This window comes from Massilia sp. IC2-476 (genome assembly GCF_020707295.1).
GTDB lineage: Bacteria > Pseudomonadota > Gammaproteobacteria > Burkholderiales > Burkholderiaceae_D > Telluria.
Window position 1 is genome coordinate 342,442 of sequence record NZ_JAJFER010000003.1, and the last position, 12,208, is coordinate 354,649.

14 protein-coding genes are annotated in these 12,208 nt (G+C 66.8%); 11 read left to right on the forward strand and 3 right to left on the reverse strand.

The window, feature by feature from the left end; genetic code table 11:
• Window positions 1-13 precede the first annotated feature (13 nt).
• Complete coding sequence (locus LK539_RS10530; RefSeq protein ID WP_227800866.1) at window positions 14-775, reverse strand: fused MFS/spermidine synthase; 762 nt, start codon at window positions 773-775, stop codon at window positions 14-16.
• Window positions 776-858: 83 nt separating this feature from the next.
• Here LK539_RS10530 and LK539_RS10535 point away from each other — a divergent pair, with 83 nt between their 5' ends.
• From LK539_RS10535 to LK539_RS10585, 11 genes are all read left to right on the forward strand, one after another.
• A complete protein-coding gene (locus tag LK539_RS10535) occupies window positions 859-1,134 on the forward strand; it encodes a hypothetical protein (protein ID WP_227800867.1) in 276 nt (91 codons plus the stop codon).
• 14 nt (window positions 1,135-1,148) lie between these two features.
• Window positions 1,149-2,321 carry a diguanylate cyclase gene (locus LK539_RS10540; RefSeq protein ID WP_227800868.1) on the forward strand — a complete coding sequence of 391 codons (1,173 nt, stop codon included), beginning with the start codon at window positions 1,149-1,151 and terminating at the stop codon, window positions 2,319-2,321.
• A 232-nt stretch (window positions 2,322-2,553) separates the two neighbouring features.
• Window positions 2,554-3,081, forward strand: a complete 528-nt coding sequence (locus LK539_RS10545) for a hypothetical protein (protein WP_227800869.1) — start codon at window positions 2,554-2,556, stop codon at window positions 3,079-3,081.
• A complete protein-coding gene (locus LK539_RS10550) occupies window positions 3,078-3,359 on the forward strand; it encodes a hypothetical protein (protein ID WP_227800870.1) in 282 nt (93 codons plus the stop codon). The genes LK539_RS10545 and LK539_RS10550 overlap by 4 nt, the downstream gene beginning before the upstream one ends.
• A gap of 26 nt (window positions 3,360-3,385) precedes the next feature.
• Entirely contained in the window at window positions 3,386-3,595 is a 210-nt protein-coding gene (locus LK539_RS10555) for a hypothetical protein (protein WP_227800871.1), read from the forward strand.
• Window positions 3,596-3,647: 52 nt separating this feature from the next.
• The gene (locus LK539_RS10560; RefSeq protein ID WP_227800872.1) at window positions 3,648-4,241 is read left to right on the forward strand and encodes a hypothetical protein; all 594 of its coding nucleotides are present in this window, start codon (window positions 3,648-3,650) and stop codon (window positions 4,239-4,241) included.
• A 74-nt stretch (window positions 4,242-4,315) separates the two neighbouring features.
• Window positions 4,316-5,314 (forward strand): hypothetical protein, encoded by a 999-nt coding sequence (locus LK539_RS10565; RefSeq protein WP_227800873.1) that lies wholly within the window; start codon window positions 4,316-4,318, stop codon window positions 5,312-5,314.
• An 80-nt stretch (window positions 5,315-5,394) separates the two neighbouring features.
• Window positions 5,395-6,189, forward strand: a complete 795-nt coding sequence (locus LK539_RS10570; RefSeq protein WP_227800874.1) for an ABC transporter substrate-binding protein — start codon at window positions 5,395-5,397, stop codon at window positions 6,187-6,189.
• A gap of 16 nt (window positions 6,190-6,205) precedes the next feature.
• Window positions 6,206-9,250 (forward strand): response regulator, encoded by a 3,045-nt coding sequence (locus LK539_RS10575; RefSeq protein ID WP_227800875.1) that lies wholly within the window; start codon window positions 6,206-6,208, stop codon window positions 9,248-9,250.
• Window positions 9,247-10,383 (forward strand): two-component system response regulator, encoded by a 1,137-nt coding sequence (locus LK539_RS10580; protein ID WP_227800876.1) that lies wholly within the window; start codon window positions 9,247-9,249, stop codon window positions 10,381-10,383. The genes LK539_RS10575 and LK539_RS10580 overlap by 4 nt, the downstream gene beginning before the upstream one ends.
• Before the next feature lie 206 nt (window positions 10,384-10,589).
• Window positions 10,590-11,051 carry a hypothetical protein gene (locus LK539_RS10585; protein ID WP_227800877.1) on the forward strand — a complete coding sequence of 154 codons (462 nt, stop codon included), beginning with the start codon at window positions 10,590-10,592 and terminating at the stop codon, window positions 11,049-11,051.
• Between the two features lie 38 nt (window positions 11,052-11,089).
• Here the strand turns inward: LK539_RS10585 and LK539_RS10590 are convergent, their stop codons facing one another.
• The gene (locus tag LK539_RS10590; RefSeq protein ID WP_036211798.1) at window positions 11,090-11,377 is read right to left on the reverse strand and encodes a hypothetical protein; all 288 of its coding nucleotides are present in this window, start codon (window positions 11,375-11,377) and stop codon (window positions 11,090-11,092) included.
• Window positions 11,378-11,556: 179 nt separating this feature from the next.
• Window positions 11,557-12,201, reverse strand: a complete 645-nt coding sequence (locus LK539_RS10595; RefSeq protein WP_227800878.1) for an ABC transporter ATP-binding protein — start codon at window positions 12,199-12,201, stop codon at window positions 11,557-11,559.
• Window positions 12,202-12,208: the final 7 nt, after the last annotated feature.

The window sequence follows — 12,208 nt, forward strand, 5'->3', positions numbered from 1 at the left end:
CAAACGACGGTGTTCACGGCGCCCTCTGCGCCAGCCAGGCGACCACCAGGCGGGCCAGCAGACGGTTGAGCAGGGAGAGTCCGAGTCCGCGGTTGTACAGGCTGTCGCGCAGGACCTGCAGGGGGCGGCTCGGGGCGGCGCCGGGCGCCGCCGGGCGCTGCCCGAACACGATCTGGTTGTTGCCGGCCATGCCGGCCAGCCAGCACGCATGACCGTCAAAGGCGGCGCGCAAACGTTGCACCGCAGTCACATAGTCAGGATCATAAGTAAAGATGTTGATGGCCAGTACGCCGCCGGGGCGCAGCAGCCGCCGGCAATCGGCATAGAAGGCGGCGCTCGACAGGCCAGGGGGCAGGCCGCTCGCGTCGAAGCCGTCCACCAGCAGCACGTCGGCGCCGGCGGCCGGCGCCTGCGCCAGCCAGGCCGCCGCATCGCAGTGCAGCACCCGCAGGCGCGCGTCGTCCGGCGGCACCAGGAACTGCTCGCGCAGCGCGATCACGTCGGCGCGCACTTCCAGCACCGTGATGCGGGTGTGCGGGAAATGGCGGTAGCAGAACTTGACGAGCGAACCGCCGCCCAGTCCCACCATGACGATGTGACGCGGGTGCGGCACCAGGAGCGCGAAGCACATCATGGCGCGCGCATACGACAGCACCAGGGCGTCCGGGCGCGACAGCCGCATCTCGCTCTGGATGTCGCCTGGCGTGAATTCGAGCGTGCGGCGGTCGCCTCGGGTCGAGACGATCGGCGGCGGCAGCTCGGAGGGTAGAGACATGGCCTCCAGTATAGTGGAGCCATGGCAGCTTGTTGTACGGCATGGCTTTCTGATAAGCTGACCGCTCGACAAAGGAAACCCGCATGTTCCTGGACCATCCTTCCATCACCGCCACCAATGCCCAGACCGAGCCCGATCGTCTGGAGCGCCTGCAGCGCGTGTACGGGTATGCGATGGCCCTGGCCGACAGCGCCGGCAACACCGGCTTCGTCGACAAACTGACCCAGCTGCACGACCACAAGGGCACCTTGATCGTGTTCTGGCACGCGCCGCCCACCAGCGAGGAGCAGGCGTATTTCAGCCGGGCCTGGGCCAGCAAGATCGGCGACGGCACTGCCCTGGTCGAACACGAGTACTGATTGCGATTGACGAAATGACGAACCTGGACGCAAGCACGATGGTGCTGGTACTGGCCCTGGGCAACCTGGCCCTGTGCGCAGTGCTGACCTTTTTCGACCACGGACCGGTGCGTCCGCCAGCCCTTGCCGCCTGGGCGCTGTCGAAGCAGGTGCAGGCCGGCGCCTGGACCCTGCTGGTGCTGGGCGGCCTGGGCGTAGTGCCGGAATCGCTGGCGCTGCCGGGCGGCTACGCGCTGCTGTTCGCTGGCGTCGCCATCGAGGCCGGGGCGGCATGGGAAGAGGCGGGCCGCCATGGCTGGCGCCGTCCTACGCTGCTGGCCGGCGGGCTCGCGATCCTGGCCTTCTTCATCTGCTACCTGATCGACGAGCAGGGCCTGCGCAGCCTGGCCGCTTCGCTGCTGCTCGGCGTGCTCTACCTGAACGTCGCCGCAGCGCTCGGTTCCGGCTGGCGCCAGGCCAGCCTGCTGCAGCGCTTCCTGGCTCTCCTGACCGCCGCGCTGGCGCTGGTGGTCGCGGCGCGCGGCCTGTCGGTGCTGCTGCTGCCGGGCGGCTGGCGCTGGCTCTCCAGCGAACTGCTGCGCCAGCTCTCCAGCGCCGCGCTGTATGGCCTCATGCTGGTCAACGGCTTCGGCATGCTGCTGCTGGGGCGCGAACGCATCGGGCGCGAACTGGCGCGGCTGGAGGTAGTCGACCCGCTCACCAATGTGCCGAACCGCCGTGGTTTCTTCAATGCGCTGGGCCCGTGGATGGCGCTGGCGCGCCGTCCCGGCCTGCCCACCGCCTTGGTGGTGCTGGACCTCGACCAGTTCAAGCGCGTCAACGACGGCTACGGCCACCCGGCCGGCGACGCCGTGCTGCGCCACGTGGTGGAGCTGTGCAAGCGCCAGCTGCGCGATTCCGACCTGGTCGGGCGCCTGGTGGGCGTCGAGTTCGCGATCCTGCTGCCGCGTACCAACCTGGACGAGGCGACCCTGGTGGCGGAGCGCATCCGCGCGGCGATCGCCAGTTCGCCGGTCAAGAGCGAGCGCGCCATGATCGCCATGACGGCCAGCTTTGGCGTGACCGTGATCCGCCCCGAGGACAGCACGGTAACCCTGTTCCAGCGCGCCGACGATGCGCTGCGCGCGGCCAAGGGGGCGGGGCGCAACCGCGTCAGCCAAGCGGTGGCGGCGCCGGTCGAGGCCTGAGCCTCCCGCTCCCGGACGCCGGCCTGCGTGACAATCCGCGTATTTCCCGGCTGTTCGTTCTGGTAACTTCGAGCAAGGTCAATCAGGGTCAGGTCTGACAATCGGACACGACCTCAACATACGTCCTGAATTAATGCAGAGATCGTGTCCTGATGTCAGACCTGACCCTGGGTAGACCGGTAAATGGCAAGCCGGGAATAGGCACTAAACATCCAAGAAGGGCTGTCTTGATATGGGCGTTCGCATCATTTTCAGGAGCAGTGTGCTGGCTTTGCTCCTGCTGGCATCCGCCGCCAGTGCGGAGCCGGTGAAATACTCGCCGCCTGACCAGGCCTTCGAAGTGGTCTTCCCCGCCAAGCCGGAGTGCAGCGCACGAAATGTAGAAGTTATGGGCAGAACAGTCGTCATGCATGTCTGCTCGTATGCGAACGTTGAAGCACAACTCTTCTATAGCGTGGACTTTTACGATGGGCTGCTGGTGCCGAAGCACGTGCGCTCCGTCGACTTACTGAAGGGGGCGATGATTGGTGCCGCAGCGAGCACGAACTCCACGATTGTAGAAAGTCACAGCGTGGAAATCGGAGGATTTCCCGCTCTCGAGAGCGTGATGCGTGATCGGAGCGGCTTGATCTCGCTGTCGCAGTTTGTATTAGCGGACCAGCGCCTGTTTTCCATCCATTTTGCCGGATGGCCGAACCGTGTTCCGAAAGAGGCCGTCCGGGTCTTTATGGAGTCGTTCAAGATCAACGCCCGGCCATGAATAAAACATGTCATTGCCCCACCCATGGCCAGCAAGGTATTGGACTCGTGTGTACCCATGTCGCTCACGCAATCGACGCGGGTGAGCGGGGCGGATTCTTCTGGGGAGACCAGACCGACCTCGCGCGGCCGGATGCCTGGTGCAAGGCCTGCGAGGACAGGCTCGTCGCTCTTGCCGGCAGCAATGCCGACGCATGGTTCAAGGAAGCGGGCTTCAAGATTTTCTGCTGCCTCTGCTGGGATGAGGCGAAGCAGGTCTGCGGTGGGTTTTCCGTATAGCTCGGCGCGTTCACGATAAGGATTGCATGTTTAACTTCCTCCATCCCAGGCCCGTCGTCGACGGACGCGCGGTCGCCGTCAAGATCGTGCAGCAGAAGGGCGCAGACCGGCACGATACGCGCACGCTGATCGTGGCTACGCCAGGCGCCGATCCAATCAATCCTCCTCCAGCGGACGGGCACTCCGAGAAAGTGGTCGGTGTGAACGGGGCAACCGTGGTCAAGTCCGGCGTTTGAGCATCGCCCATCATCAGGCTGGCACGGCCGCCCACGCACGGATCAAGCGCCCATGATGCACAGTCCTCATTCCGACCATACAGCAGCGCACAAGCGCCGCCCCAGGTGCGCGCTGCTCGTGCTCCTTTTCCTGATAGCGGGGATATTCCTGCTGATGTACTTCGAGGGCCGTTTTATCTTCCGCTACGCCGAGGCCTACACCAGGTTTCTATTCGTGTCGTGGCTCCTGATCACACCGTATGTGCTCTATCGCATGACGGCTGCTTCCGTTTTTGCGACCAGGCTCGCAGACCAATATCCGACCAGATGGTTGCGAAAGTGGGTTGCCATGCTACTCTCGGCATCATTGGCAGTTGTCTTCGTGTGCTTGGCCCCGCTCGGGTGGATCTTCGCAATGGCGGCGTGGTCGGCTGCGGACGTACACCAGACAAGTGCCACCGCGATCAAGGTTGGAGAGTACTCCCGGCGAAAGGGCTGCGATCAGGTGGCGACCTTGAGGTTCAGGTCAGTCGACAAGGAGACCTGCCTGGACGCCCTTTATCCTCCATCCGCGATGCGCCCGGGCCAGCTTCTGGATGTCGGTATTGCTCCCTCGCCGGTCGGGTTTCTGATCGTTTCGATCAAGGCTGCCGGCCTCGATTCGTGACACGACCCGATCGGCTGCGTCACATTCCCGTCATATCGCCGACGTATCCTGCCGCAATTCGCAGCAGGACAGCCATGATTCCTCACTTTACCGATTCCCCTCGCTACGCCGCCGTCGAACTCGGCTCCGACAGTTTCCGCCTGCACGTCGGACGCATCGAGCACGATGAACTGGTGCTGGAAGCGACTTTGAACGAGCGCGTCGCGCTGGCTGCGTCCTTCGAAGACGACGGCAGCCTGTGCGAAGCGGCGATGCGGCGCGCGCTGGGCTGCCTGCGCGAGTTCGCCGATACGCTGGACGCGTGGCGCCCGCAGGCGGTGAGGGTGGTTGCCACCGCCGCGCTGCGGATGGCGCGCAATGCCCCGGTGTTCCTGCCGGCTGCCGAGCAGGCGCTGCGCCGTCCGATCGAACTGGTCGCAGGTGGCGAGACCGGCCGCCTGGTCTACCTGGGCGTGGCCAGCACGCTGGATGCCGCCGACGCACCTGGCGGCGCGGCGCGCCTGGTGATCGACATCGGCGCCGCCTCGACCGAACTGGTGCTGGGCCGCGGATCCCATATCGAGCGCGTCGAATCCTTCCCGATCGGCGCGGTGCGCCAGAGCCTGAGCTTCTTCGCCGATGGCCACATCGACGCCGCCGGTTTCGACGCCGCGGTGCGCTCGGCGCGCAGCCGCTTCGCGGACTCGGTGCTGTCCGGGCGCGGCTGGGCGCTGGCCTATGGCGCCTGCGGCACCGTGCGCGCGCTGAGCGAGATCGCGCGCGAGGACGGGATCGACGGCGGCTGCCTGAGCGCCGCCTGCCTGGGCATCCTGCGCGAACGCTTCCTGCAGGCCGGCCACGTGGCGCGGGTACGCCTGGCCTGGCCGGCGGCCGCACGCGTCCCCCATCTGGCCGGGGGCCTGGCCCTGCTGACTGCCCTGGTAGAAGAGTGCGGCCTGCTGGAAGTGGAACCGGTCCATGCCGGCCTGCGGGTCGGCGCGCTGTGGGACCTGCACCGGCGCGCGACTCCTGACGCGGCGCCTTCACCCCCAGCATGGGGGCGGCCAGGGGCGGATTGTCGTTTTCAGGGTTAAAGCCCCGTTTTTACTGTTGTTTGGAAACATCTAATGGCATACTTCCATTGTTCGTTCAACCACGTTTGCCATTGCTTTCCATGCGCCGCTTTCTCTTGTTCGCGTTGGCCGCCTGTAGCGCGGCGGCCCAGGCCGCGCCCGGCGAGCGCATCACCCTGTGCTTCGAGCGCCAGGAAGTGCGCCCGTGGCGCACGCTCGATGGCGGGGGATTGAATTTCGAGCTCTTGAGCGAAGCTGCCAGGCGCACCGGGGTCAGCTTCGACTTCCAGAGCATGCCCTGGAAGCGCTGCCTCGAGCAGCTCAAGGCGAACCAGGTGGGTGGGGCGTTCGCCGTCAGCTTCAGCCGCGACCGGATGTCGCTCGGCGCCTATCCCGGCGTGAGCGGCAACGAAGCCGAGCCGCAGGCCGACGCCTCCAAGCGCATGCATACCGATACCTATGTGCTGGCGCGTCTGCGCGGCAGCCGCGTCGAGTGGGACGGCAAGACCTTCCGCAACCTCGACGGGCGCATCGGCTTCCAGCTCGGCTACTCGGTGGGCGACTTCCTGCGCGCCCAGGGTGTGCAGACCGACGACGGCAGCCAGCGTTCCGATGAACTGGTGCAGAAGCTGATCGCGGGCCGGCTGGCCGGCGCCGCGCTGGGCGGGAACGATGCCGCGCGCCTGATGCGCGGGCCCTACGGCAAGCGGCTCGAACTGCTGCCGGTACCGCTGGTCGAAAAGCCGTATTTCCTGGTGCTGTCGAGCGCCCTGGCGTCGAGCCGGCCACAATTGGTCGCGCGCCTGTGGGAAGCGATCGAAGCGGTGCGCAACAGCCCGGCCTACCGCAAGCGCGAGCAGCAGGCCACCAGCATGCGTCCGGGGGCGGCCTATTAGCCGCCGCAGGGCCCGGGTGCGCGTGGTGCCGCGCCGCCTGGTCGAGAACTGGCGCCAGAACATCGTGTTCCGGCTCGGCGCCGGGATCGTGCTCGCGGTCGCGCTGTCGACCGGCGTCTTCACCACTTACACCCTGCATACCCTGCGCCTGGACGCCGACGCCCGCCTGCAGGAGCGCATCGAGCGCCAGGCCAAGGTGCTGGAGCAGGCGCTGGCCCGGCCCCTGTTCGACATCAACAGCGCCGCCGTCAACTCGGTGGTGGACGCGCTCGGCGCGACCCCCGAGGTGCAGACCCTGCGCGTGCTGGCGCCGGACGGCAGCCTGATCGCGGCGCTCGGCAACCGCGACGACGCCGAGGCCGACCTGCGCCTGCGCCGCCGCATCACCTACAACGACGGCACCCGCACCTATTCGGTCGGGGCGATCGAGCTGGCCTTCTCGCGCGAGCAGATCGACCAGGACCTGCGCAGCCAGATCGTGCACACGGCCGCCGCCAACATCCTGCTCACGCTGGCCATCGTCGGCTGCGTGTTCCTGGTGGGGCGCCGCATGTCGCAGCCCTTCGCCGACATCCAGGACGCGCTCGAGAAGCTGGCGCGTGGCGAGACCGACATCCGCCTGTCCGGCATCGGCCGGCGCGACCAGGTCGGGCGCCTGTCGTCCGCGGTGCGCAGTTTCCGCGACACCCTGAACCGGCTGCGCCAGGCCGAGCAGGTGACCAACGGCCTGCTGCGCGAAAAAAGCCGCATCGAGCAGCAGCTGCGCGAACTGAACGAAGACCTGGAACAGAAGATCGCCGCCCGCACCGAGGAACTGACGCAGTCGAACCTGCGCGCGGAAGCGGCCAACGTCGCCAAGTCCGAATTCCTGGCCAACATGAGCCACGAGATCCGCACGCCGATGAGCGCGATCATCGGCATGGCCTATCTGGCGCTGCGCACCGACCTCAATCCGAAGCAGCAGGACTACGTCGGCAAGATTCACCGCGCGGCGCTGTCGCTGCTGGGGATCATCAACGACATCCTCGACTTTTCCAAGATCGAGGCCGGCAAGCTCGACGTCGAGCAGGTGCCGTTCTGCCTCGACGAGGTGCTCGGCAACGTGGCCAGCGTGACCAGCCAGCGCGCCGCCGACAAGCGCCTCGAATACCTGTTCCACGTGCCGCATGCGGTGCCGCGCAAGCTCGTGGGCGACCCGCTGCGCCTGGGCCAGGTCTTGATCAACCTGGTCAACAACGCCGTCAAGTTCACGCCGGCCGGCGAGCTGCAGCTGTCCTGCATTCCGCTCAAGGGGGCGGAGCCGGGGCGCGTCAAGCTGCGCTTCGCGGTACGCGACACCGGCATCGGCATCGCCGACGAACAGCAGGCCAAGCTGTTCCGCGCCTTCAGCCAGGCCAACGGCTCGACCACGCGGGAATACGGCGGCACCGGCCTCGGCCTGTCGATCTCGCAGCAGCTGGTGGGCCTGATGGGCGGACGGATCGCGGTCGACAGCGCGCCCGGCGCCGGTTCGACCTTCCACTTCGACCTCGATTTTGCCCTGTCCGGCGAGCCGGAATCGACGCTGGTCGCACCGTCAGAACTGACCGGCGCGCGGGTGCTGGTGGTGGACGACAGCGCGCTGGCGCGCGCCATCCTGCGCGAAGCGCTGGCGGCGCTGCCGCTGCGGGTGGAGTGCGCCTCGGACGCGCGCCACGCGGAAGGTGCGATCATTGCCGCCGACGCCGCCGGCATGCCGTACCGCCTGGTGCTGACCGACTGCACCATGCCGCGCATGGATGGCATCGAGCTGGTGCGCCGCATCACCTCGAACAAGGACCTGTGCGCGCCGCCGCTGACCGTCTTGGTAACGGCCTTCGGGCGCGAAGACGTGCAGGCCAGTGCGGAAGAGGCAGGCGTCAACGGCTTCCTGTTCAAGCCCTTCGTGCAGTCGGCATTGTCGAATACCCTGGCTGGCCTGTTCAGCAACGCGCCCGCCGGCGCGGCCGGCGCCGGTGTGGTGCGCGCCCAGCAGCACGGGGCGCGCGTGCTGGTGGTGGAAGACAACCTGGTCAACCAGCAGATCGCGCGCGAACTGCTCGAGGCCCAGGGCGTGGACGTGGACGTCGCCTCGACCGGCCACCAGGCCCTGGAAAAGCTGGCGGCGGCGGGCCCGGGCGGCTACCGCCTGGTCCTGATGGACCTCGAGATGCCGCAGCTGGACGGCCACGAAGCCACCGTCGAACTGCGCAAGGATCCACGCTTCGATGACCTGCCGATCGTCGCGATGACGGCCCACGCGCTGTCCGAGATCCGGGAGCGCTGCCTGAACGAGGGCATGCAGGACTACATCACCAAGCCGGTCGATCCGGAAAAGCTGTATGCGACGCTGGCGCGCTGGATGGGCAAGGCGATGCCGGCGCGGGCGGCGCTGCCGGCGCCCGACCTGGCGCCGCTGCCCGGCCTGGTCGGCATCGATTCGGCCTTCGGCCTGAGGAACGTGGGCGGCAACAGCGCCCTGTATGTGGAGCTGCTGGACCGCTTCCGCGCTTCCCAGCGCGACGCCGGCTGCAGCATCCGCAGCGACCTCGATGGCGGCCGCCTGCGCGAGGTCGCCAGCCGCGCCCATGCGCTGCGTGGCGTGGCCGGCAACATCGGCGCGCGCGACGTGATGTCGCTGGCCCAGGAGATCGAAGAGCAGGCGGTACGCAGCGCGCCGCACGACCCCTCGCTCGACCGCAGCGTCGGCGCGCTGGAACGCGCGCTCGCCGACCTGATGGATTCGCTCGACACGTATTTCGCCAACGCCCCCGAAGTACCGGCCGCCGCGCCGGCATCCGGCGGCCAGGACAACACGCTTGACGCCGCCCAGGCCGTGGCCCAGCTGGAAAGCCTGCTGGCCGAGTTCTCGGGCGAAGCCACCGACTATTTCGACACCGTGCGCGCTCCGCTGGGCCGCCTGCTCGGCCCGGGTGCGCTGGCGCGCCTCGAGGCGCACCTGTCGCGTTACGAATTCGAAGAAGCGCGCCAGGTGCTGGCCCAGGCCAACGGCGCTTCTTCCTCCATTGCGGAACACATATGAGCGCAGCCCTGAAGGACAAGCAGGCATACCGGCCGACGATCCTGATCGTCGACGACACGCCGGACAACATCATGCTGCTGTCGCGCCTGCTGAAGGACAAGTACAACACCAAGGTGGCCACCAACGGCAGCACCGCGCTGCAGGTCGCCGCGGCCACGCCCGACCTCGACCTGATCCTGCTGGACGTGATGATGCCCGGGATGGACGGCTACGAGACCTGCCGCCAGCTGAAGGCCAACCCGGCCACCACCGACATCCCGGTGATCTTCCTGACCGCCAAGAACCAGATCGAGGACGAAGCCATGGGCCTGTCGGTGGGCGCGGTGGACTACCTCGGCAAACCGATCAGCCCGCCGATCCTGTTCGCGCGCGTGTCGACCCACCTGACCCTGCGCGCGGCGCGCAAGCTCCTGCAGGAGCACAACCAGAACCTCGAACGCATGGTCGAGCAGCGCACCGCCCAGCTGCTGCTGATGCAGGAAGCCCTGATCCTGGCGATGGCCTCGATGGCGGAAATGCGCGATGGGAAGGTCTACGCCAAGAGCGCCAACCACATCCGCCGCACCCAGAATTACATGCGCGCGCTGGCGATGAAGCTGCGCAGCCACCCGCGTTTCGCCGCCAGCCTGACCGACGAGAACATCGAGCTGATGTACAAGACGGCGCCGCTGCACGATATCGGCAAGGTCGCGATCCCCGACCACATCCTGCAGAAGCAGGGCAAGCTCGACCCCGAGGAATTCGAGGTCATGAAGCTGCACGCGGCCTATGGGCGCGATACCATCATGCTGGCCGAGAAGCACCTGGGCGGCACCAACAGCTTCCTGATGTTCGCACGCGAGATTGCGCACTCGCACCAGGAGAAGTGGGACGGCAGCGGCTATCCGGAAAACCTGAGCGGCGAGGAGATCCCGCTCGCGGCGCGCCTGATGGCCGTGGCCGACGTCTACGACGCGCTGATCTCGCGCCGCGTGTACAAGCCGCCGTTCTCGCACGAGCAGTCGCTCGAGATCATGCGCCAGGGCCGCGGCAGCCATTTCGATCCGGACGTACTCGACGCCTTCTTCACGCTCGAGACCGAATTCGCCCGCATCGCGCAGGAATTCGCGGACGAGGAAGAGGCCGGCGAGTAGGGTGGGCGGGTTTCCCGCCCACGCGGTGATTGCTAGCGGCTTCGCTCTCGCGCCGGATAATCTTGCAGCAACCTATCACTGCGTAGGCGGCATAGCGTGAACTGGTCCACCGGACCAGTTCACCCCTACGTTCGTTTGAGCTGCGCCTTGGCATGCGCGGGGCATATCGACTATATTGTTTAGTTCGTTGAACAATGGAGTCCGTAATGCCCAGGAAGTCAGCTGCCGTTCCGGCGGCAGCAAAGGGAGCCGCGCGCGCAAAAGCCGCGCCGGCAAAGGCCGCGAAGCCCGCGGCGAAACCGGCGGTCAAACCCGCAAAAGCAGCCAAACCCAGCGTCAAGAGCGCCGTCAAGGCGGCCGCGAAAACGCTGGCTGCACCCGCGCCCAAGCGCGCCGCGCGCAAGGCGGCGTCAAGCCCGGTGCGCGAGCCAACACCGAGCAGCACGCGTCCGGTGCTGGTACGCGACAGCTTCACCATGCCCGAGCAGGAATACGCCGTGCTTGCCGACGTCAAGCAGGCCTGCCTGCGCGCCGGCATCGACGTCAAGAAGAGCGAACTGCTGCGCATCGGCGTGGCCCTGCTGGGCCAGGTCGATATCGCTACCCTCAAGTCGGTGCTGGCGGCGCTGCCCCAGCTCAAGACCGGCCGGCCTCCAGCCGCGTCCTAGCGCGTCCTGCGCCACGACGCGGCCGTGGACCGGTGGCGCTAGTGGATCGAGGCGCTGGTCAGTTCCTTCAGTTCGCGGATCGGGATGTTCGATTTCTCGTGCATGCGCAGCAGGATGGTCGCGCCGACGTTCAGCTTGCGATGGCGGATCTTGCTGATGATCGGCGGCTGCACCTCGAGGACCCGGCACAGCTCGGCGTCATTCTTGAGTTGCATGCGCTCGATCAGGGTGTCGAGCAGTTTGTTGGGCACGAAGCTCGACGGCTCCAGGGCACGAGCCCGGTGCATCGCGGCGAGCATTTCCTGTTTTTTCTGTCGTACGCTCATGTTGCTTCTCCGAATATGTAAACATGGATTCGGGACAGATCGACTTGTTCTGGAAATACACCCCGGCCTCTTGTGAGAAGGTTTTGGTGGCGGGTCGTTGTGATATTACTACGATTGCGCTCCACACGATTTACGAATTGAGCGTAACAAACCGTAAGTTCGTTCTTTCCGCGAGGAATTTACGCTAATTTCAATCCGGAACGGGTCAGGAGCAGCACCTGGTCGGCCATGGCCGCTGCGGCGTGCGAATGGGTGACCATGATGGCGCCGGCGCCGCTGGCGCGCGTTTCGCGCCGCAGCAGCGACAGGATGCCCTCGGCCGTTTCGGGATCGAGGTTGCCGGTCGGTTCGTCGGCCAGCAGCAGGGCGGGGCGGTGCACCAGCGCGCGCGCAATGGCCACGCGCTGCAGCTCGCCGCCGGATAGCTGGCGCGGGAAATCGGCGCCGCGGCCCTGCAGGCCGACGGCGTCCAGCATCTCGTCCGCACGCGCATCGGGCGCGCGGTTCAGCAGCAGCGGCAGCGCCACGTTCTGGCGCAGCGTCAGGTGCGGCAGCACGTGGAAGGCCTGGAAGATGAAACCCATGCGGGTGCGGCGCAGGCGCGTCGCGGCGTCGTCGTCGAGGGCCGACATGGGCGTGCCGTCCACGATCACCTGGCCGCCATCCGGCGCGTCCAGCCCCGCGATGATGTTCAGCAGGGTCGACTTGCCGACGCCCGACTCGCCCATGATGGCCACGAACTCGCCGGCGCGAAAGCTGTGCGACAGCTGCGACAGCACGGTGCGCCCGCCGTAGGACTTGCTTAAGTTGTCGAGTACGAGCATGGTGGTC